We start from the raw sequence: 20,353 nt of genomic DNA on the forward strand, positions 1-20,353 counted from the left end.
AATGACCACCGGTCCCACGGCGCCGGCCGGTGCACGCGGACGGCAAGCGGCGATCGCTTTCGGCGTGGTCGCCTTCCTCGTCGTGATCTACGTGCTGTCGTTGATCGCGGTGCACCTGTTGGCCAAATCGGCGCCCGCGCTGCCCGCGGTGGACCTGAGCAAGTTCGAGGCCGAGGACAGCGTCGTGCAGGTCCGCCTCGAGAAGCTCGATACCGTCGCCAACAGGCTGACGGTCAACGTGCTCGTCTATCCCAAAGATACGTTGTACGACAAGAACTTTGGCGTGCTGACCACCGATGCCGCGGTGCGCCTGTACCCGGACAACGACCTGGGGGACCTGCAGTACCCGGTGGGAAAGGCGCCGGCGCAAGTGAGTACGACCATCGAGGCACATGGTGATCCCGCCAACTGGCCGTTCGATTCGTACGAGACCGGGGTGATCTCGGCCGACGTCTTCACCGGATCCGGGTCCCACCGGGAGAAAACGGCCGCCCGCGTCGAAGCCACCGGACGGCTGGACGGCTGGGATGCCACCGTCACCCGCGTGCACGACGCCGCGGACGCCAGCCCAGATGTCAAGGACGACTTGATCATTACGCTGCACCGGGCCAAGGGTCAGCTGATCTTCGACGTCGGCATCTGCCTGGTGTTGATCTCGCTGCCCGTCTTGGCGTTGTGGGTGGCCATTCCGGTGGCGTTGGGCAGGACCTCGTTCTTGCCGCCGCTCACCACCTGGTACGGCGCAATGCTGTTCGCCATCGTCCCGCTGCGCAACATCCTGCCGGGCAGTCCGCCGTACGGCTCGTGGGTCGACCAGGCCATCGTGCTGTGGGTCCTGATCGGGCTGGTGGTCGCGCTCACCCTGTTCCTGGTCGGCTGGTGGCGTCAGCGCGATCGAAAAACGCCTACCAAGGTCTGAACCGGGGTCGTCATACCCTGGACCCGTGCGCAGCGAACTGGTTGACCTACCCGGCGGGCAATTCCGTATGGGCTCGACCAGCTTCTACCCCGAAGAGGCGCCGATCCATACGGTGACGGTGGGTCCCCTTGCGGTGGAACGGCACCCGGTGACCAATGCGCAATTTGCCGAATTCGTCGCCGCCACCGGGTATGTGACGGTCGCCGAGCAACCGATCGACCCGGCGCTGTACCCCGGTGCGGATCCCGACGATCTGTGCCCGGGCGCAATGGTTTTCCGGCCGACGCCGGGGCCGGTGGACCTGAGGGACTGGCGGCAGTGGTGGCAGTGGGTACCGGACGCGAACTGGCGTCATCCGTTCGGGCCCGACAGCGACGTCGCCGACCGTGGCGACCATCCGGTGGTGCAGGTCGCCTATCCCGACGCCGCGGCCTACGCGCGCTGGGCGGGGCGCCGGCTGCCGACCGAGGCCGAGTGGGAGTACGCGGCCCGTGCCGGAAGCACCACGACCTATTCGTGGGGAGAAGAGGCCACCAACGATGGCCGGCTGATGGCCAACACCTGGCAGGGCAGCTTCCCCTACCGCAATGACGGGGCGCTCGGCTGGGTGGGAACCTCGCCGGTCGGCACGTTTGCGCCCAACGCGTTCGGCCTCGTCGACATGATCGGCAACGTCTGGGAGTGGACCGCCACCGAGTTCTCCCCGCATCACCGGCTCGATTCGCCGCCCAAGGCCTGCTGCACCCCGTCGGGCCCCGCCGATCCATCCGTCAGCCAGACGTTGAAGGGCGGCAGCCACCTGTGCGCACCGGAGTACTGCCACCGCTACCGGCCGGCGGCGCGCTCCCCGCAGTCGCAGGACACCGCGACCACCCACATCGGGTTTCGCTGCGTGGCGGATCCGCGGTCGCGCTAGCCCTGGGATTGTCGTACCCCTGTGGCATTGTCGAACGTATGTTCGATGAAGCGGGGCGGCTTGCGGGGATCGCGGCGCTGGAGGAGCTCGTCGAGCGTTGTCACCCGTCGGCGACGCTGGAGTCGGCGGCGCTGCTGGACTGCATCGGTGTGGTGGGGCGGGTGGAGAATCGGGCGGCGGCGGCGCAGTTGGTGGCGATCGGGGAGTTGTTTGCCTATCGGTTGTCGCGGTGTGCTGAGACCGAGGCGTGGGCGGTCGATACCGAGGCGGCGGTGGCTGCGGAGGTGGCTGCCCAGTTGCGGATCGGCCCAGGGTTGGCGGCGAGTCGGGTGCGGTATGCCCGCGCTTTGCGGGAGCGGCTCCCGAAGGTGGGGGCGGTGTTTGGCGCCGGGGATATCGACTTGCGGGTGTTTCAGACGATCGTGTTCCGCACGGATTTGATCGAGGACCTGCAGGTGTTGGCGGCGGTGGATGCGCAGTTGGCGGCCTCGGTGGGCCGGTGGCCGTCGTTGAGTCAGACCCGGCTGGCCGCCCAGGTCGACAAGGTGGTCGCCAAAGCCGACGCCGATGCGGTGCGCCGTCGCACCGAGCGCATCGCCGGTCGGGAGGTGTGGTTCGCCGACATGGGTGAGGGGTTATCGCATTTGGAGGGCACGCTGGCCGGCCCGGATGCCCACGCGCTGGATCGGCGGTTGGATGCGTTGGCGGCCACGGTGTGTGCGCACGACCCGCGCACCCGTGAGCAGCGCCGCGCTGATGCGTTGGGGGTGTTGGCTGCCGGTGCTGACCGCCTCGGGTGTCGGTGTGGGCGCGCCGATTGTGCGGCCGGGGGTAGGGCGGCGGGGCCGGTGGTGATGCATGTGATCGCCGGCCAGACCGGCCTCGATGGCACCGGTTCGACCCACGGCTACGAGATCGGCGCTGAGGGGTTGATCCCACCCGAACTCATCGCCGAGTTGGCCGCCTCGGCGCGCCTGGTGGCGCTGACCCATCCCGGTGATGCCCCCGCCGAGCCCGGGTATGTGCCCTCGAGGGCGCTGGCCGATTTCATACGCTGTCGGGATCTGACGTGTCGCTGGCCCGGGTGTGATCGACCGGCCACCGACTGCGATGTGGACCATACGATCCCGTATGCCGCCGGTGGGCCCACCCAGGCCTCGAACCTCAAATGCTTATGCCGCACGCATCATTTGGTGAAAACCTTCTGGGGCTGGAAGGAAAAGCAGCTACCCGATGGCACCCTGATCTGGACCTCCCCGGCCGCGCGCACCTACGTCACCTTCCCGGGCAGCGCCCTGCTGTTCCCCAGCCTAGAGCGCACTGAAGTACCCCAGGTTTTGTTCCGATCCTTATAGGAGGATTGGAAGCTATGCCCCGTCAGTATCCGCCGGAGTTTCGCTCTCGTGCGTTGCGGTTGTTGGACACCATGTTGGAAACCTCGGATATATCGGAGTTTGAGGCCATCAGGTCGGTGGCCAGCAAACTCGGTATTGCGCAGGAGTCGGTGCGTCGATGGCGGCGCAAAGCGCAGGTCGATACCGGGGAGCGTCCCGGCACGACCAGTTCTGAGCACGCCGAGATACGCCGCCTTAGGCGAGAGAATCTCGAATTGCGTAGGGCCAATGAGATTTTGAAGTCTGCATCCGCGTTTTTCGCAGCGGAGCTCGACCGCCCCGCACCGAAATGATCGCCTTCATCGACGCGCATCGCGATCAGTTCGGGGTCGAGCTCATCTGCCGTGTCTTGCGGGCGCCAATCCCGGGATTTTTCACCTCACGGGGGTATCGCGCAGCGTTGACCCGGCCGCCCTCAGATCGTGAGATTCGCGATGAGCAACTGATCGCCGACCTGCAGGCGGTGCACCAGCAGAATTACTCGGTCTATGGCGTCAAGAAGATGCATCAGGCCATGACCCGGCGTGGCTGGACACTAGGTAGAGAACAAACTCGCAGGTTGATGCGCAAAGCTGGGCTGCGCGGGGTGCAGCGCGGCAAGCCGGTATTCACCACCGTCACCGATCCCGCCTCAGCGCGACCCGCCGACTTGGTCAACCGGCAGTTCCGGGCGCCGGCACCAAACCGGTTGTGGGTCGCCGATATCACCTTCGTGCGGACTTGGCAGGGATTCTGCTACACCGCGTTCGTCACCGATGCCGCCACGAAAAAGATCGTCGGTTGGGCGGTCTCGGCAACCATGCGCACCGAGGACCTTCCGCTACAGGCATTCAATCATGCTGTGTGGCAGTCTAACTCGACTCTATCTGAGTTGGTGCATCATTCCGACCGCGGATCGCAGTACCTATCGGTGACCTATACCGACCGCCTGATCGAGCTCGGGATCGCCCCCTCGGTGGGCTCGCGTGGCGATAGTTATGACAATGCCCTCGCCGAGGCGGTCAATGCCGCTTACAAGACCGAGCTGATCAACCGCGCTAAACCCTGGCGCTGCATCGACGACGTCGAACTGGCAACAGCCGAATGGGTGGCCTGGTACAACCAGGAACGCCTGCACGAAGCCCTCGGCTATCAAACCCCAGCCGAGTACGAGGCCGCCCTGACCGGCACCTCACACCCCGCGAGCCAGCCGACCCCGGCCCTCGCAACCGACTAGGAACAAAACCTGGGGTACTTCACACCCACCCGCGAGGTTGTTGCGCCCGCGGCCGCCGAGAGGTGTGGGGAGCGCACCGCGATGATGCCCCAACGCCGCCGCACCCGCGCCCACGACCGCGCCACCCGCATCGCCACCGAACGCAAACACAACCGCGACGCCCGGCTGGCCCGGCGTGCACCATCGGTTAGCAACTCCTGGCCCGCCACCTACGGCCCCGACGACGATCCGCCCCCCTTTTAGGTGCAGAATCTCCCCATCTGGAAGCCGTCCAAGCGGAATTTGGCTCTGAGCTGGTCGTCCCCTAGACTCTAGGGGTTGCCTTGGGCAGACCTCGGCCGGTGCGAATCGGCCCTGCGTGCCTTTCGGTGACAAACCGCTTAACAAGACCGCGCACGTCAGGTTTTTGGCGGGCCATGCCCGCCGAATGCTCACTCAGGTGGGATCTGCTGCCGTGCACACGCAACCAGGTCAGGAGATCGAGTGATTCAGCAGGAATCGCGGCTGAAGGTCGCCGACAACACCGGCGCCAAGGAGATCTTGTGCATCCGCGTGCTCGGCGGTTCGTCGCGACGCTACGCCGGCATCGGCGATGTCATCGTCGCCACCGTCAAGGACGCCATTCCCGGTGGCAACGTCAAGCGTGGGGATGTCGTCAAGGCGGTCGTGGTGCGCACGGTCAAGGAGCGCAGGCGACCCGACGGCAGCTACATCAAATTCGACGAGAACGCCGCGGTGATCATCAAGCCCGACAACGACCCACGCGGGACGCGCATCTTCGGGCCCGTCGGCCGCGAACTGCGCGAGAAGCGGTTCATGAAGATCATCTCGCTGGCTCCGGAGGTTTTGTAGATGAAGGTCAAAAAGGACGACACCGTCCTGGTGATCGCCGGTAAGGACAAGGGCGCCAAAGGCAAGGTGCTCAAGGTCTACCCTGAGCGCAACCGGGTGCTGGTCGAGGGCGTCAACGCGATCAAGAAGCACACCGCGGTTTCGACCAACCAGCGCGGCGCCCAGTCGGGTGGAATCGTCACCCAGGAAGCCCCGATCGACGCCTCCAACGTGATGGTGGTCGACTCGGACGGCAAGCCGACCCGTGTCGGCTACCGGGTCGATGAGGAGACCGGCAAGCGAGTCCGTATCTCCAAGCGCAACGGCAAGGACATCTGATGACTACTGCAGAAAAAGTGCAGCCGCGCCTGAAAGAGCGCTACCGCAGCGAGATTCGCGATGCGCTGCACAAGGAGTTCGGCTACGGCAACGTCATGCAGATCCCGACGGTGACCAAGGTCGTCGTCAACATGGGTGTCGGTGACGCGGCGCGGGACGCGAAGTTGATCAACGGCGCCGTCAGCGATCTGGCGCTGATCACCGGGCAACGGCCCGAGATTCGTCGCGCACGCAAATCCATCGCGCAGTTCAAACTGCGTGAGGGTATGCCGATCGGCGCGCGGGTCACCCTGCGCGGGGACCGGATGTGGGAGTTCCTCGACCGCCTCACCTCGATCGCGCTGCCCCGTATCCGCGACTTCCGCGGCCTTTCGCCCAAGCAGTTCGACGGCGTCGGCAACTACACCTTCGGGCTGGCCGAGCAGTCGGTGTTCCACGAGATCGACGTGGACAAGATCGACCGGGTCCGCGGCATGGACATCAACGTCGTCACCTCGGCGACGACTGACGAAGAAGGACGAGCGCTGCTGCGGGCCCTCGGCTTTCCCTTCAAGGAGAACTGAGTAAATGGCAAAGAAGGCACTGGTCAACAAGGCCGCACGCAAGCCGAAGTTCGCGGTGCGCGGCTACACGCGCTGCAACAGGTGCGGCCGGCCGCGCGCGGTCTTCCGCAAATTCGGGCTCTGCCGCATCTGCCTGCGCGAGATGGCGCATGCGGGCGAGCTGCCCGGCGTGCAGAAGAGCAGCTGGTGACGGGACACAGGGGCTAAACCATGACTATGACCGACCCGATCGCGGACTTCTTGACACGTCTGCGCAACGCCAATTCGGCGTATCACGACGAGGTGACGTTGCCGCACTCGAAGCTCAAGGCAAACATCGCCCAGATCCTCAAGAGCGAGGGTTACATCACCGACTACCGCACCGAGGATGCTCGGGTCGGCAAGTCGCTGATCGTTCAGCTCAAGTACGGGCCGAGCCGGGAGCGCAGCATCGCCGGCTTGCGGCGCGTGTCCAAGCCCGGTTTGCGGGTGTACGCGAAATCCACCAATCTGCCGCGCGTGCTCGGCGGCCTGGGTGTGGCGATCATCTCCACCTCCTCGGGCCTGCTGACCGACCGCCAGGCAGCCCGACAGGGCGTGGGCGGCGAAGTCCTCGCGTACGTGTGGTGAGGAGGTAGAAGATGTCGCGTATTGGTAAGCAGCCGGTTCCGATTCCCGCCGGAGTCGACGTAACGATCGACGGTCAGAAGGTCTCGGTGAAGGGCCCCAAGGGGTCCCTGGACCTGACCGTGGCCGAGCCGATCACCGTGGCGCGCAACGACGACGGCGCGATCGTGGTCACCCGCCCCAACGACGAGCGGCGCAACCGCTCGCTACACGGGCTGTCGCGCACCCTGGTGTCCAACCTGGTCACCGGTGTGACCGAGGGCTACACCACCAAGATGGAGATCTTCGGCGTCGGTTACCGCGTGCAGCTCAAGGGCTCCAACCTCGAGTTCGCGCTGGGCTACAGCCACCCCGTGGTGATCGAGGCGCCGGACGGCATCACGTTCGCCGTGCAGTCGCCGACCAAGTTCACCATCACCGGGATCGACAAGCAGAAGGTCGGCCAGATCTCGGCGAACATCCGCCGTCTGCGTCGCCCCGACCCGTACAAGGGCAAGGGCGTGCGCTACGAGGGCGAGCAGATCCGCCGCAAGGTCGGAAAGACAGGTAAGTAATCATGGCGCAATCACAAGCTGGCACCGCCGCGCGAAAGCCGGTGGGGCAGAGCGTATCCGCGACTCGGCGCGTCTCTCGGCTGCGCAGGCACGCCCGGCTGCGCAAGAAGATCGAAGGTACCTCGCAGCGTCCGCGGCTGGTGGTCAACCGGTCGTCGCGACACATTCACGTGCAACTGGTCAACGACGAGAACGGCACCACGGTGGCCGCCGCGTCGTCGATCGAGGACGACGTGCGCAGCCTGCAGGGGGACAAGAAAGCCCGCAGCGTGCGGGTGGGCCAGCTGATCGCCGAGCGCGCCAAGGCCGCCGGCATCGACAGCGTGGTCTTCGACCGTGGCGGATACACCTACGGCGGACGGATCGCGGCGCTGGCCGATGCCGCACGCGAGAACGGATTGCAATTCTGATGATTGAGAACGTGTACACGACTGGAAGGACCGCATAATGGCGGAGCAGCCGGCCGGCGGACAAGGCGCCGGCGACAGCCGTGACTCGCGCGGTGACCGCGACAGCCGCGGTCGGCGCGACGGTGGCGGACGTGGCGGTCGTGACCGGGACCGCGACGGCGACAAGAGCAACTACCTGGAGCGGGTTGTCGCCATCAACCGCGTCTCGAAGGTGGTCAAGGGTGGTCGGCGATTCAGCTTCACCGCGCTGGTGATTGTCGGTGACGGCAACGGCATGGTCGGCGTCGGCTACGGCAAGGCCAAGGAAGTCCCCGCGGCCATCGCCAAGGGTGTCGAGGAGGCCCGCAAGGGCTTCTTCCGGGTGCCGCTGATCCGCGGGACCATCACGCACCCGGTGCAGGGTGAGGCGGCCGCCGGGGTGGTGCTGCTGCGCCCGGCCAGCCCGGGTACCGGTGTGATCGCCGGTGGCGCGGCCCGCGCGGTGCTGGAATGCGCTGGCGTGCACGACATCCTGGCCAAGTCGCTGGGCAGTGACAACGCCATCAACGTGGTGCACGCGACCGTCGCCGCGCTCAAGCTGCTGCAGCGCCCCGAGGAGGTTGCCGCTCGTCGCGGGCTGCCCATCGAGGACGTTGCGCCGGCCGGAATGCTCAAGGCGCGCCGCGAAAGCGACGCGCTGGCCAGTGCCGCGGCACGTGAGGCGCAGATTTCGGGGACCCAACCATGAGCAGTCAACTGAAGATCACCCAGGTGCGCAGCACCATCGGGGCCCGCTGGAAGCAGCGTGAGTCCCTACGCACCCTGGGCCTGCGGCGGATCCGCCACTCGGTGATCCGCGAGGACAACGCGCAGACCCGCGGCCTGATCGCGGTGGTCAGCCACCTGGTCGAGGTGGAGTCGGCGCCCGAAGGGACAACACAGTGACTATCAAGCTGCACGACCTGAAACCCGCGCGCGGCTCGAAGACGGCGCGTACCCGCGTCGGTCGCGGTGAAGGCTCCAAGGGCAAGACCGCCGGCCGCGGCACCAAGGGCACCAAGGCGCGCAAGAACGTGCCGGCCACCTTCGAGGGTGGGCAGATGCCGATCCACATGCGGCTGCCCAAGCTCAAGGGCTTCCGCAACCGGTTCCGCACCGAGTACGAGATCGTCAACGTCGGCGACCTCAATCGGCTTTTCCCGCAGGGTGGTTCGATCGGTGTGGACGAGTTGGTGGCCAAGGGTGCCGTTCGCAAGAACTCTCTGGTCAAGGTCCTCGGCGACGGCAAGCTGACCGTCAAGGTCGAGGTGTCCGCGCACAAGTTCAGCGGCAGCGCACGCGAGAAGATCTCCGCCGCCGGCGGTTCGGCCACCGAGCTGTCCTAGCTCAGCTGCGGAATCACCTCCGCGGCAAGGCGTTCCATCTGCTCACGGTTCTCTTCGACACCGAGGCCGACCGGATTCAGTAACAGCATCTGCGCCCCCGCGTCGATGACCTCGCGCAGCCCCCGGGCCACCTCGTCGGGGGTGCCGGATACCGGCACGTCGGCCACGCCGGGCATCCGCCCGTAGATGCGGTCCAGCCCGGCGAGCACACGTTCGCGGGCCCTGGCGGCGTCGTCGTCAACCGTCAGGTAGACCCGTTTGGCGATGGTGAAGCCGGCGGGGTCCTTGTGTTGCTCGTCGAGCTCGCGACGCACGACGCCGACGGCCCTGGCGAATGCTTCGGTGGCCGACGAACCGGCGCCCAGAAAGGAATCGCCGTGCCGCACGGCGCGGGCCAGGGCGTTGGGCGCCAGGCCCCCGAACCAGATCGGCGGGTGCGGCCGCTGCACCGGTTTGGGCGCGATGGGCAGGTCGTCGACCTCGCGGAACCGGCCGTGAAACGTCACCCGGGGTTCGTCGGACCAGGCGGCCTTCATCAGCTCCAGGCCCTCGGTGAAATACGAGATGAAGGTGTCCTTGTCCACGCCGAAGGCGGCGAATTTCCGTCGACCGCCACCGGGGGCGACGCCGACGTCGAGGCGTCCGTGGCTGAGCCGGTCGACGGCGGTGATCGCCGACGCCAACTGAAGCGGCTCGTGCAGCGACGTCACCAGGACGCCGACGCCCAGGCGCAGCCGTTCGGTACAGGCGGCGCAGAAGGCCAGCAGCTCCAGCGGGGCCAGCAGGGGCGCGGGTCCGATGATCTGTTCGAGCACCCAGCCACCCTCGAACCCGAGTTCCTCGGCGCGGGCGAGAAAGGACCGCAGCCCCGTCGCGTCGAAGCCGCCGCCCGCGCCGTCGTAGTCGAACTGCGGGATGGCGATGGAAAACCTCACCGGACCACCGTACGAGTGGGCGCTCGGTAGTCTGCAGGCATGTTCGCTTTCCTGCCCTCGATACCCGGCTTGTCCAAAGGGGCCGACGAGGTCCGCGCGCTGGCCGACCGGGTCGACACCGCACGTCATCGCGGCGTTCCCAATGGCTGCGTGCTCGAACTGGATCTGCGCTCCATGCCGCCGGAGACGTCGGGCTTCGACCCGCTGGCGATGATCACCGGGGGAAACCGGACGGTATCGCTGCGCGACGTGGTGTCCGCCGTCTACCGGGCGGCCGAGGATCCGCGGGTCGCCGGGCTGATCGCCCGCGTGCAACTGACGGCGTCGCCGTCGGCCGCGGTGCAGGAGCTGCGCGAGGCCATCGTCGCGTTCACCGCCGCCAAGCCGTCACTGGCCTGGGCCGAGACGTACCCGGGCACGTTGTCGTACTACCTGGCCTCGGCCTTCGGCGAGGTCTGGATGCAGCCCGCGGGCAGCGTGGGGTTGATCGGCTTCGCCAGCAATGCCACCTTTTTGCGCGACGCATTCGACAAGGCCGGCATCGAGGCCGAAGTCGTTGCGCGGGGCGAATACAAGTCGGCGGCAAACCGTTTCACCGAGCACGGCTTCACCGAGGCCCACCGGGAGGCCGTCACCCGAATGCTCGAGAGCATCCGCGAACAGGTCTGGCAGGCGGTCGCGCAATCACGAGGCGTCGACGCGACGGTGCTCGACGCGCTGGCCGACCGCGCTCCGCTGTTGCGTGAGGAGGCCGTGTCGTCGGGTTTGGTCGACCGCATCGGATTCCGTGACGAGGCCTACGCACGTATCGCGGAACTAGTTGGGCCGCAAAAGCATTCAGAGAAGGACCGCACCGACGAGAACGAGCCGCCCCGGCTCTATCTGTCGCGCTACGCCGGTGCGGCCCGCTCGCGGCTGGCCCCGCCGGTGCCCTCGCTGCCAGGCCGCCGTCCCAGGCCGACGGTGGCCGTCATCAACATCGACGGCACGATCGTCGACGGGCGCGGCGGACCGCAGTTCCTGCCGTTCGGCAGCTCCACGGTCGGTAGCGACACGATCGCGCCGGCGCTGCGGCAAGCCGCCGCCGACGATTCGGTGTCGGCGATCGTGGTGCGGGTCAACAGCCCCGGCGGCTCGGTCACGGCATCGGAAACCCTGTGGCGCGAGGTGAAAAAGGCCCGCAAACGCGGCAAGCCGGTGGTGGCATCGATGGGGGCGGTCGCCGCCTCCGGGGGTTACTACATCGCCGTGGCGGCCGACGCGGTTGTCGCCAGCCCGGCGACGATCACCGGGTCGATCGGCGTGCTCACCGGCAAGCTGGTGATCCGTGATCTGCTGGCGCGCCTCGGCGTCGGCTCGGACACCGTGCGCACCAATGCCAATGCCGACGCCTGGGCGATCGATGCGCCGTTCACACCGGAGCAGCGCGCCCATCGGGAGGCCGAGGCCGACCTGCTCTACGCCGATTTCGTGGAGCGGGTCGCCGACGACCGCAACCTGACCAAGGATGCCGTCGACCGGGTCGCGCGAGGCCGGGTCTGGACCGGCGCCGACGCGCTGGAGCGCGGCCTGGTCGACGAACTGGGCGGGTTCCGGACCGCGCTGCGCCGCGCGAAAATCCTTGCCGGACTGGACGAGGACACCGACGTGCGCATCGCCACCTACCCGAGTGGATCGCTGCTGGAGCTGCTGCGGCCCCGGGCCTCGTCGCAACCGGCCGCCGCGTCGCTGCCCGACGCGCTCGGTGCGCTGCTGGGCAGCGCCATCGGCGGCATCGTGGACAACGTCGAACGATCCTTCAGCGGCGCCAGTGCGCTGTGGGTGGGGCCCTGGCGGCTCTGATCCGATGGTGGCAACCCGCTGCGCCCGGCTAGCCGCGCTTGCGATCACCACTAGCCGCTTTAGCCCGTCAGGCGCCCGCTGATGAAGATGATTTCCCCGAGCGGGTCGTCGTTCTCCGGGGCGCGCACGTCGAAGCCACCGCGCTGGAAGAGCTCGGTTCGAGTGATGCCGCCGGCCTGCCACCCGGTGCTCGACAGATAGTCCACGACGTGGTTGCGTTCCCCGGCATAGACCAGCGACGCCATGTCGATGTCCACGCCGTGGTCGCGGAACGAACCGGACATCTCCCGCACCCGCTCGGCGTCGAAATCGACGATGCCGGGCACGAATTCGGTGGCGATGGTGCTGCCGGGCGCGCTGAGCGCGGTGATGTTGTCGAACAGCCGGTCCTGGGCGTCCGGCGGCAAATAGATCAGCAGGCCCTCGGCCAGCCACGCAGTCGGTGCCGTCGTATCGAATCCGGCGTCCTTCAGCGCGGCCGGCCAGTCCGCCCGCAGGTCGATGCCGACGGTGCGCCGATCGGCCGTCGGCTCGGCGCCGATGCCGGCCAGCGTGGTCGTCTTGAACTCGATCACCTGCGGCTGGTCGATCTCATAGACCACGGTGCCGTTCGGCCATGGCAACCGGTAGGCGCGCGCATCCAGGCCGGAAGCCAGGATCACCACCTGACGCAGCCCGGTGCCGACGGCATCCATGAAATAGTCGTCGAAGTATTTGGTGCGCACCGTCATTCCGTCGATCATCGCCTGAACGCGCACTGACGAGGCGTTCTCGATCGCATCGATGTCGAGCTCGCCGTCCATCATCTTGGTGAAGAAATCCACGCCTACCGCGCGCACCAGTGGTTCGGCGAACGGATCGTTGATCAAACCTCGCGGATCCTTCGTCGCCATCGCGCGCCCGGCCGCGACCATCGTCGCGGTGGCGCCGACGCTGGACGCCAGATCCCAATTGTCGTCGTGAGTGCGTGACATGAAAAGAACCTTACTTCAGCGTGGCCGCGATGTAGCTCAGGTCGCCGAAGGTGGCCGCCATCTCGTCTTCGGGAAACTCAAACCCGTTGCGGGCGTACAATTCCCGGGCGGGATGGGCGCTGACCTGCCAGCCATGTCCGTTCAGGTAGTCGACGACGACGTTGCGCTCGCCCCGGTAGAACAGGTCGGCCGCGTTGAGGTCGAAGCCGAAGCGCTGCCACCGCTCGGAGATGCGCGCCAAGCGCTCGTCAGAGAACGCGTTGGGGTCGGGCACGTGTTCGGTCGCCACCCGGCTGCCGGGCGCGCTGAGCGCGGTGATGTTGTCGAACAGCCGGTCCTGAGCTTCGGGGGGCAGGTAGGGCAGCAGCCCTTCGGCGCTCCACGCGGTCGGCTGGGTCACGTCAAAACCGCCCTCGCGCAACGCCGCCGGCCAGTCATCGCGCAGGTCGATGCTGATCGTGCGGCGCTGCGCGGTGGGTGCGGCGCCGAGGCCGGCCAGCGTGTCGGTTTTGAAGGCGATGACGTCGGGCTGGTCGATCTCGTAGACCACGGTGCCCGCCGGCCACGCCAGGCGGTAGGCCCGGGTGTCCAGGCCGGAGGCCAAGATCACCGCCTGGCGCACACCGTCGCGCGTTGCGGCGAGGAAGAAGTCGTCGAAAAACCTGGTGCGAACCGTGATCTGCTCGGCGCGCGCCCTTCGGTTGAACAGCGGGTCGTCCTCGAAGTCGACCTCGCCGTCGATGATCCGGATGAAGGGATCCAGCCCCACGGCGCGCACCAGCGGCTCGGCCAGCCGATCGTCGAGCAGCGCGTCGGGTCCCTGCGAGGCCACCGCGCGGGAGGCGGCGACCATGGTGGCGGTCGCCCCCACGCTGAGTGCCGGCCCCCAGCTGTCGCCCTCGGCGCGCCCCTCACTCATAGGTGCCGCTTGTGTAGAGCATCTCGCCCATCCGCATATCGTCGTCGCTGAGTGGGTCAAGCCCGTTGGCGGCGAACAGATCCCGGATGCTGGCGCTGTTCAGCCGCCAGCCGTGGTCGGCCAGGTAGGGGGCTGCCTCGTTGCGGTCACCGAAATAGACCAGCCCCGCCATGTCGAGGTCGAAGCCGTGCGCACGCCAGCGCTCGGAGATCGTCTGCATGCGCTCCTTGAGCTTCTCGTCGTCGCCGGGCTCGGGGTTGGGCGCGCTCTCGGTGGCCAGCCGGCTGCCCGGCGCGCTGAGCTCGGTGATGGTGTCCAACAGGCGATCCTGCGCCTCCGGCGGCAGGTAGCCGAGCAGGCCCTCGGCGCTCCACGCGGTCGGCTGCGCCGGGTCGAACCCGGCGCCGCGCAGCGCGGCGGGCCAGTCGTCGCGCAGGTCGACGGCCACCACGCGCCGCTCGGCGGTGGGGGAGGCGCCCAGCTCGGCCAGCGAGCGGGTCTTGAATTCGATGACCTGCGGCTGGTCCACCTCGTAGACCACCGTCCCGGCCGGCCACGCGAGCCGGTACGGGCGCGCGTCCAGCCCGGAGGCCAGAATCACCGCCTGCTTGATGCCCGCGTTCGTGGCGTCCAGGAAGAACTCGTCGAAGAACTTGGTGCGCACGGCCATGTTGTCGGCCATCCGCGACATCGCCCCGGCGGATCCTGCGGCGCCGTCGTGGACGTCGTTCAGCTCGGCGGGGTCCAGCTCACCGCTGGCCAGCCGGGAGAGTAGGTCGACGCCGACCAGCTTGACCAGCGGCTCGGCGAACGGATCGTTGATCAGCGGGCGTTCGGCGCGGGTGGCCATCGCGCGGGCCGCCGCGACCATGGTCGCGGTCACGCCGACGCTGGAGGCGAGGTCCCAGGTGTCGCCCTCGTACCTGGTGGAAGTCATCGTGGTGCCCCTATCGGAGATAGACAATCTAATATTTAGCCGATATAACAAGCTTCCCCCACTGTACGCTTCCCGCGATTCGCGGCAACCTTTACTGATGGCGTACGAGCCGGCGGGCAAGCGCGTGCTGATCACGGGTGCGTCGTCGGGATTGGGCGCGGCCCTGGCCCGGCGGCTGGCCGACGCGGGGGCGGTGATCGGGTTGGTCGCGCGGCGTCGGGACCGGCTGGCCGACGTCCTGGCCAATTGCCGGCGCGCCTCGCCGGGGTCGGCGATGTGGGTGGCCGACCTGGCCGACGGCTCGGCCCTGAACGACCTGGCGGCGACCGCCTGGGACGGGCTCGGCGGCATCGACGTGCTGATCAACAACGCCGCCACCCCGAAGCGGCGCCCGGTCACCGCGCTGGATCCCGACGAGGTCGAAGACGTCATGCGGGTCAACTTCTTCGCCCCGATGCGCCTCACGCTGGCTTTGTTGCCGCGGATGCACGAGCGCGGATCGGGCATGATCGTCAACGTGTCCAGCGTTGGGGGAAGGCTCGGGATAGTCCACGAAAGTGCCTACTGCGCAAGCAAATTCGCGCTCTGTGGCTGGAGCGAGGCGATGGCGGTCGACCTGCATGGCACCGCGATCTCGGTGAAGCTGATCGAGCCGGGGCCGGTGGACACCGAGATCTGGGATCACCCGGGCAGCGAGGAACCCCTCTACCGGGGACCCAAGGTCGCCGCCGACGAGGTGGCCGCCGGCATCGTCGCGGCCCTGGGCAGCGACACGTTCGAGCATTACCTTCCCGACATGAAAGCGGTCATCGACGCCAAGAACGCCGACCTCGACGCGTTCATCGCCGGGGCGGCCGGGATGGCGGCGCAATGAGGGCGCTGGTGTACGGGGTGCCGCCCGAGCCGTTCGAGGTGCCCGAGTACGCCAACGCGTTGACCCAGAACCTGACCCGCACCCCGACCGCGCTGCGCGAGGTGCCGGATCCGCAACTGCCGCACGAGGACTGGGTGCTCACCCGGCCCCGGCTGACCGGCATCTGCGGGTCGGATTCCAAACAGATCCTGATGGACTTCGGCGAAGGAGACGCCGACAACGCCATGTCCGCGTTCTGTTCGTTCCCGCAAGTCATGGGCCACGAGGTGGTCGCCGACGTGGTGGCGCTGGGCCCGAAGGCGCGCGGCCTGCAGGTGGGGCAGCGGGTGGTGCTCAACCCGTGGCTGTCCTGCGGGCCGCGGGGCGTCGCGCCGCCGTGCCCGGCGTGCGAGGCCGGCGACTACAGCCTGTGCTGGAGCTTTGCCGACGGCGACCTGCGCGCCGGGATCCACACGGGCGTCTCGGCCGACGTGACCGGCGGCTACGCCGAATTGATGCCCGCCCACGAAAGCATGCTGTTCGCCGTGCCGGACGCAATTCCCGACGAGGCGGCCGTGTTCGCCGACCCGTTCTCGGTGTCCCTGCACGCGATCACCCGCCACCCGCCGCCCCGCGCGGGCTCGGTGCTAGTGTACGGGGCCGGCTCGCTGGGGTTGTGTGCGGTCGCGATCCTGCGCGCGCTGTACCCCGACGTGGCCGTCGCTGTCGTGGCCCGTTTCGGCACCCAGGCCGAGTTGGCCCGTCGTTTCGGCGCCGCCAAAGTCCTTGCGCACGAGCCGTGTTCGGCCCTCATCGAAGAGGTCGTCGCGTGGGGCGGCGGCCGGTTGCGTCAGCCCCTGCTGGGTCTGCCGATGGCACACCCCGGCGCGGTCGACGTCGTCTACGACACGATCGGCAAGCCGGAGACCTTCGAGGTCGGAGTTCGGGTCCTGCGTTCGCGCGGCACCCTGGTGAAGGCCGGCGTCCACGCCCCCGGTCGGTGGGAGGACAGCCCGCTGTATTTCAAGGAGATTTCACTGATCGGCTCCAACGCCTTCGGCGTCGAGGAGGTCGACGGGCAGCGCAAGCACGCCATCGCCCACTACCTCGACCTGGCGGGCGCCGGACGCATCGACCTGCGGCCCATGCTCACCCACACGTTCGCGTTAGAGCGTTGGCGCGAGGCCTTTTTGGCGCTTGCCGATCAGGGTGAGAGCGGGGCCGTAAAGGTTGCGATCGATCAGCGTTAGCCCACCACCTCGAAGTCGTTGCCGTCCGGCAGGATGCCACGTTTGACAACCCAGCCGAACATTGTTCTAATCTGAATACCGTTCGAAACAGAACACTGTTCGGAATTGGGGGTAGAGGTCGTGCCGGATGCACCGGTGCTGCGCTACGGGGCCCTGGATCGGGCCCATCTGACCAAGCACCTCCTGCAATTGGCGAAACGCGTCGGCGTCGGCCGAGTCACGATGCGGGAGCTGGCCGCCGAAGCGGGTACGGCGGCGTCCTCGGTGTACTACCACGTGCGCGACAAACGGGAGTTGTTCGACCTGCTGATCGAATCGGTGCTCACCGAGATCGAGGTGCCCCACGAGGGCGACTGGGAGGCGCGGTTGGTTGCGCTCTACATGAATGCCTGGACCGTGCTCGTCGAGGTGCCCGGGATCGCGGCCGTCCTCCAAGAGCATCCGCACACCCCCGCGGCCACCGCGCTAGATCGCGCCTCGCGCGGCATCCTGCACGAATCGGGTTTGCGGGCAGAGGATTTCGATGCGGCCCACGCCACGTTGTACATCCATTTACTGGGCTCGGTGCAGCTCGAGCACACCCAGCGTGCCGGGGGCGCGGCAAACGGGCCGAGCGGCGAAACGTTCGCCTACGGGCTGCGCCTGATCCTGACCGGGCTGCGCGGCGAGCTCAAGCGGAATCGAGACGGATCATGACGGACACGACCATCGATCTGGCCGAGGCGGACGTCTGGGCGTCGCGCTTTCCCGACGATCTGTTCGCCGAGTTGCGCGCCCGTACGCCGGTCTTCCACCAGCGACTGACTCCTCCGGTGAAATCCGCTGTGGGACGCGAGTTCTGGGTGTGTACCAAGCATGCGGACGTCGCACGAGTGCATCGCGATCACGAGACGTTCACGGCGACCCGTGGGCCGCTGATTCAGGACGTGCCATTGTTCGACGCCTATCCGGCGATAGTGAGTATGGACCCGCCGGATCACACGATTCGCCGCAAGGTCATCTCCCGCGCGTTCACGCCGCGTGCGGTGGCCAAGCTGGAAGAGGGCATTCGCGAGAGGGCCAAGGCAATGGCCGCCGTACTCGTGGAATCCGGCGGTGGCGAGTTCGTCGATCTGGCCGCGGGATTGCCGATTTCGGTGATCGGCGACATCGTCGGGATTCCCGACGCCGACCGCCCGCATGTGTTCGACTTGATCGACCGGGTGCTCAAGACCGCCGGCGCACAGATGTCGGTCCCCGACGGCGACGAGCTGCTGCCCTTCATGGAGTTGTTCGAGTACGCCAGCGCGCTGACCACCTCCAAGCGGGAGCATCCGGTGGATGACATTTGGAGTGCGCTGTGTACCACCGAGATCACCGCAGAATCGGGCGAGACCTTTTTGCTGCCGTCCAATGAGCTGGAAATCTTCTTCTTCATCCTCGGATTGGCCGGCGCCGACACGACGCGAAATGCGTTGTGCGACGGGATTCGAGCCTTCGTCGGCAATCCGGATCAGCTCGCGCTCTACCGATCCGACCCGGACGCACGGCGCACCGCGGTCGAGGAGGTGATCCGCTATTCCACGCCGATCATGTTCTGGGTGCGCGGAGCGACCAGGGATGTGCCGCTCGGTGACGTGCTGATCCCCGAGGGGGCGCGGGTGGTCACGATGCTGCGCTCGGCGAACCGCGACGAGGACGTCTTCGACGATCCCTACCGGTTCGACATCCGCCGCGATCCCAACCCCCACCAGTCCTTCGGGGGCGGCGGCGCCCACCACTGCTTGGGTGCGATGCTCGCGCGGGCGGAAGTCAGGGCGGCCCTCGACGAGATCTTGCTGAATACCACCGGCATCGAGGTCGGCGAGCCGACCATGACGCTGCCCGATCTGTGCAACAACATGACCGTGTACGAATCGCTCCCGGTCATCCTCAATTAGCCCCCGGCTCGCCGATCAGGGGTGAGGCGGGCCACCCGGAAGGGAGGGAATGTCCAACCATTGATCGACGTCGAATCGATCCTCGACCGCGCGGATCGTCGCGCCGCCATGGCCGGGATAGTGCGCAGGTATCACCGCCGCATTCGCCTGGGCGGCCTCGGTGAAGATACGGCGACGGGTCAGCGCAGCCGCGGCCGCGTCGACGTCGAACGCGCACGCCTCGCCGGGTCGGCGCAGTTGCAGCGGGCTGTGCGTGAGATCACCCACGAACACGCTCGGTTGGCCCGCATCCAGCCACAGCACTGAAGAGCCCGGCGTGTGCCCGGCGGCTGGCCGCAGCCGCAGCGCATCGCTGATTCGGAAGTCGTCGGACCATTGGATCAGCTGTCCCGCAGCGTCGATGGGTAGCACGCTGTCCGCGAACACCAGTTGGTTGCCGCGCTGCTGGGCGGCTTCGGCCGCGGTGCGCGGCGTCGCACGCGCCGCGGGCCCGCCGGGCTCGAAGTGGCGGTAGTCGGCGGCGGCCAGCAGATACCGGGCATTGGGGAAGGTCGGCACCCACGCGCCGTTGTCGAGCATCGTGTTCCAGCCGACGTGGTCGGAGTGCAGGTGGGTGTTGACCACGACGTCGACGGCGTCGCGGTCGATGCCCGCCGATTTGAGCGCGCTCAGGAAGGCCGTGTTGAGGCGATCCAGGGGTGGCATGTGCGGGCGCTGCCGATCGTTGCCGACGCCGGTGTCCACGACGACGGTCAGGCCGTCGACTCGAATGACCCAGCTCTGGATCGCGATGTGTAACTGATCGGTGTCGGGATCGAAGAAGTCGGGCACCAGCAAGTCGGCGTTGTTCGGCCAGGCCGACGCCGGGGTGTGAGGAAAGGCCTTCGTGCCCAACGAGAATCGGAGTTCCACCACCCGCGCCACGCTCGCGCGGCCGAGCCGTAGCCATTGCGTCATGCGTTCGTGCGCAGGTAGCCGTAGACCGCGGCGAAGTTGCGGTTGACGTCCTCGGGGATCGGCACCGGTCCCCCGAGAGCTCTTGCACCCCACACGATTTGGGCGGTGCGCTCGACCAGCGCGGTGATATGCAAAACCTTGTCGGGGCGGGGCCCGACGGCCACCAGGCCGTGATTGGCGATCAGCGCGGCCCCGCGGCCCTCGAGTGCGGAGACCGCGTTGGTGCCGACGTCGGGCGTCCCGGACGCGGCGTAGTCGGTGCACCGGACGTCCCCGCCGCAATACACCGCGAACTCGTCGATGCAGGCCGGGATCGGCTCGTGGGCGATGGCGAACATGGTGGCCCACACCGGATGACTGTGAATGACGCTGCCGATGTCGTCGAAGGCCCGGTAGCACGCCAGGTGCAGCTGCATCTCCGAGGAGGGCGATCGGCCCTCGGCGGCCTGCAGCACCGCGCCGCTCGCGTCGACGAGCACCAGGTCATCCAGTTGCATGTCGCGGTAGTCCACGGACGACGGGGTGATGACGATGTTGCCGTCGGCGCGGCGCGCCGAAATGTTGCCGGCGGTGCCCTCCACCAGCCCCCGCCGCAGCATGTCCTTGGCCGCGTCGAGCACCGCGGTCTCCGGGTTGTCGACGGATTTCACGGACG

General features: G+C 67.5%; 25 protein-coding genes, 1 pseudogene and 1 other annotated feature. Of the genes and pseudogenes, 20 read left to right on the forward strand and 6 right to left on the reverse strand.

Annotation, left to right across the window (positions count from 1 at the left end; translation table 11 throughout):
- The first annotated feature begins 1 nt into the window (after position 1).
- From ACZ50Z_RS24515 to rplO, 15 genes and pseudogenes are all read left to right on the forward strand, one after another.
- Entirely contained in the window at positions 2–919 is a 918-nt protein-coding gene (locus tag ACZ50Z_RS24515) for a DUF4436 domain-containing protein (protein WP_464485858.1), read from the forward strand.
- Between the two features lie 25 nt (positions 920–944).
- Positions 945–1,835, forward strand: a complete 891-nt coding sequence (locus ACZ50Z_RS24520; protein ID WP_464485859.1) for a formylglycine-generating enzyme family protein — start codon at positions 945–947, stop codon at positions 1,833–1,835.
- A gap of 38 nt (positions 1,836–1,873) precedes the next feature.
- Positions 1,874–3,148 (forward strand): annotated as a pseudogene (locus tag ACZ50Z_RS24525) (HNH endonuclease signature motif containing protein); the annotation flags it as partial.
- 56 nt (positions 3,149–3,204) lie between these two features.
- Positions 3,205–4,445, forward strand: a protein-coding gene (locus tag ACZ50Z_RS24530; protein ID WP_464482219.1) for an IS3 family transposase whose coding sequence is annotated in 2 segments (ribosomal slippage) — positions 3,205–3,490 and positions 3,490–4,445 — 1,242 coding nt in all. Because the reading frame shifts where the segments join, the coding sequence is not laid out codon by codon here.
- Positions 3,480–3,596, forward strand: a sequence feature (AL1L pseudoknot). Its footprint overlaps the gene before it by 117 nt.
- A gap of 81 nt (positions 4,446–4,526) precedes the next feature.
- Positions 4,527–4,688 carry a hypothetical protein gene (locus tag ACZ50Z_RS24535; RefSeq protein WP_464485860.1) on the forward strand — a complete coding sequence of 54 codons (162 nt, stop codon included), beginning with the start codon at positions 4,527–4,529 and terminating at the stop codon, positions 4,686–4,688.
- Between the two features lie 240 nt (positions 4,689–4,928).
- Positions 4,929–5,297 (forward strand): 50S ribosomal protein L14, encoded by a 369-nt coding sequence (gene rplN / locus ACZ50Z_RS24540; protein WP_003403649.1) that lies wholly within the window; start codon positions 4,929–4,931, stop codon positions 5,295–5,297.
- Positions 5,298–5,615, forward strand: a complete 318-nt coding sequence (gene rplX / locus ACZ50Z_RS24545) for a 50S ribosomal protein L24 (RefSeq protein WP_066818226.1) — start codon at positions 5,298–5,300, stop codon at positions 5,613–5,615. It begins immediately after the preceding gene.
- Positions 5,615–6,178 (forward strand): 50S ribosomal protein L5, encoded by a 564-nt coding sequence (gene rplE, locus ACZ50Z_RS24550; RefSeq protein ID WP_464485861.1) that lies wholly within the window; start codon positions 5,615–5,617, stop codon positions 6,176–6,178. Before rplX ends, rplE begins: the two co-directional genes overlap by 1 nt.
- A 4-nt stretch (positions 6,179–6,182) precedes the next feature.
- A complete protein-coding gene (locus ACZ50Z_RS24555; RefSeq protein ID WP_007167851.1) occupies positions 6,183–6,368 on the forward strand; it encodes a type Z 30S ribosomal protein S14 in 186 nt (61 codons plus the stop codon).
- 20 nt (positions 6,369–6,388) lie between these two features.
- Positions 6,389–6,787 carry a 30S ribosomal protein S8 gene (gene rpsH / locus ACZ50Z_RS24560; RefSeq protein WP_007773558.1) on the forward strand — a complete coding sequence of 133 codons (399 nt, stop codon included), beginning with the start codon at positions 6,389–6,391 and terminating at the stop codon, positions 6,785–6,787.
- A gap of 11 nt (positions 6,788–6,798) precedes the next feature.
- Positions 6,799–7,338, forward strand: a complete 540-nt coding sequence (gene rplF / locus ACZ50Z_RS24565) for a 50S ribosomal protein L6 (RefSeq protein WP_464485862.1) — start codon at positions 6,799–6,801, stop codon at positions 7,336–7,338.
- Between the two features lie 41 nt (positions 7,339–7,379).
- Positions 7,380–7,748, forward strand: coding sequence for a 50S ribosomal protein L18 (rplR, locus tag ACZ50Z_RS24570; RefSeq protein ID WP_464486391.1), 369 nt, complete (start codon positions 7,380–7,382; stop codon positions 7,746–7,748).
- Positions 7,749–7,785: 37 nt separating this feature from the next.
- Entirely contained in the window at positions 7,786–8,475 is a 690-nt protein-coding gene (rpsE, locus tag ACZ50Z_RS24575) for a 30S ribosomal protein S5 (RefSeq protein ID WP_464485863.1), read from the forward strand.
- Entirely contained in the window at positions 8,472–8,672 is a 201-nt protein-coding gene (rpmD, locus tag ACZ50Z_RS24580) for a 50S ribosomal protein L30 (protein WP_464485864.1), read from the forward strand. Before rpsE ends, rpmD begins: the two co-directional genes overlap by 4 nt.
- Positions 8,669–9,112 (forward strand): 50S ribosomal protein L15, encoded by a 444-nt coding sequence (rplO, locus tag ACZ50Z_RS24585; protein ID WP_464485865.1) that lies wholly within the window; start codon positions 8,669–8,671, stop codon positions 9,110–9,112. Before rpmD ends, rplO begins: the two co-directional genes overlap by 4 nt.
- Here rplO and ACZ50Z_RS24590 read toward each other — a convergent pair.
- The gene (locus ACZ50Z_RS24590; RefSeq protein WP_464485866.1) at positions 9,109–10,047 is read right to left on the reverse strand and encodes an LLM class flavin-dependent oxidoreductase; all 939 of its coding nucleotides are present in this window, start codon (positions 10,045–10,047) and stop codon (positions 9,109–9,111) included. The two genes, rplO and ACZ50Z_RS24590, sit on opposite strands and share 4 nt — an antisense overlap.
- Before the next feature lie 39 nt (positions 10,048–10,086).
- On the opposite strand from ACZ50Z_RS24590, the gene sppA reads away from it, so the two are divergent.
- Positions 10,087–11,889 carry a signal peptide peptidase SppA gene (gene sppA / locus ACZ50Z_RS24595; RefSeq protein WP_464485867.1) on the forward strand — a complete coding sequence of 601 codons (1,803 nt, stop codon included), beginning with the start codon at positions 10,087–10,089 and terminating at the stop codon, positions 11,887–11,889.
- Positions 11,890–11,948: 59 nt separating this feature from the next.
- On the opposite strand, the gene ACZ50Z_RS24600 is transcribed toward sppA, so the two are convergent.
- The 3 genes from ACZ50Z_RS24600 to ACZ50Z_RS24610 are packed head-to-tail and all read right to left on the reverse strand — an operon-like array spanning position 11,949 to position 14,719.
- Positions 11,949–12,863 (reverse strand): class I SAM-dependent methyltransferase, encoded by a 915-nt coding sequence (locus tag ACZ50Z_RS24600; protein WP_464485868.1) that lies wholly within the window; start codon positions 12,861–12,863, stop codon positions 11,949–11,951.
- A gap of 10 nt (positions 12,864–12,873) precedes the next feature.
- The gene (locus tag ACZ50Z_RS24605) at positions 12,874–13,782 is read right to left on the reverse strand and encodes a class I SAM-dependent methyltransferase (RefSeq protein ID WP_464485869.1); all 909 of its coding nucleotides are present in this window, start codon (positions 13,780–13,782) and stop codon (positions 12,874–12,876) included.
- Complete coding sequence (locus ACZ50Z_RS24610) at positions 13,775–14,719, reverse strand: class I SAM-dependent methyltransferase (protein WP_464485870.1); 945 nt, start codon at positions 14,717–14,719, stop codon at positions 13,775–13,777. The genes ACZ50Z_RS24605 and ACZ50Z_RS24610 overlap by 8 nt, the downstream gene beginning before the upstream one ends.
- Positions 14,720–14,816: 97 nt before the next feature.
- Between ACZ50Z_RS24610 and ACZ50Z_RS24615 the strand changes: the two genes are divergently transcribed.
- From ACZ50Z_RS24615 to ACZ50Z_RS24630, 4 genes are all read left to right on the forward strand, one after another.
- Positions 14,817–15,593, forward strand: coding sequence for an SDR family NAD(P)-dependent oxidoreductase (locus ACZ50Z_RS24615; protein WP_464485871.1), 777 nt, complete (start codon positions 14,817–14,819; stop codon positions 15,591–15,593).
- Positions 15,590–16,822 carry a zinc-dependent alcohol dehydrogenase gene (locus ACZ50Z_RS24620; RefSeq protein WP_464485872.1) on the forward strand — a complete coding sequence of 411 codons (1,233 nt, stop codon included), beginning with the start codon at positions 15,590–15,592 and terminating at the stop codon, positions 16,820–16,822. The genes ACZ50Z_RS24615 and ACZ50Z_RS24620 overlap by 4 nt, the downstream gene beginning before the upstream one ends.
- A 120-nt stretch (positions 16,823–16,942) precedes the next feature.
- A complete protein-coding gene (locus ACZ50Z_RS24625; RefSeq protein WP_464485873.1) occupies positions 16,943–17,518 on the forward strand; it encodes a TetR/AcrR family transcriptional regulator in 576 nt (191 codons plus the stop codon).
- Positions 17,515–18,741 (forward strand): cytochrome P450, encoded by a 1,227-nt coding sequence (locus ACZ50Z_RS24630; RefSeq protein WP_464485874.1) that lies wholly within the window; start codon positions 17,515–17,517, stop codon positions 18,739–18,741. Before ACZ50Z_RS24625 ends, ACZ50Z_RS24630 begins: the two co-directional genes overlap by 4 nt.
- Before the next feature lie 15 nt (positions 18,742–18,756).
- Here the strand turns inward: ACZ50Z_RS24630 and ACZ50Z_RS24635 are convergent, their stop codons facing one another.
- Complete coding sequence (locus ACZ50Z_RS24635; protein WP_464485875.1) at positions 18,757–19,698, reverse strand: MBL fold metallo-hydrolase; 942 nt, start codon at positions 19,696–19,698, stop codon at positions 18,757–18,759.
- Positions 19,695–20,348 carry an L-fuculose-phosphate aldolase gene (locus ACZ50Z_RS24640; protein WP_464486392.1) on the reverse strand — a complete coding sequence of 218 codons (654 nt, stop codon included), beginning with the start codon at positions 20,346–20,348 and terminating at the stop codon, positions 19,695–19,697. The genes ACZ50Z_RS24635 and ACZ50Z_RS24640 overlap by 4 nt, the downstream gene beginning before the upstream one ends.
- Between the last annotated feature and the right edge of the window lie 5 nt (positions 20,349–20,353).

The sequence above is a fragment of the Mycobacterium sp. NTMscope_MAC_269 genome (genome assembly GCF_976985695.1).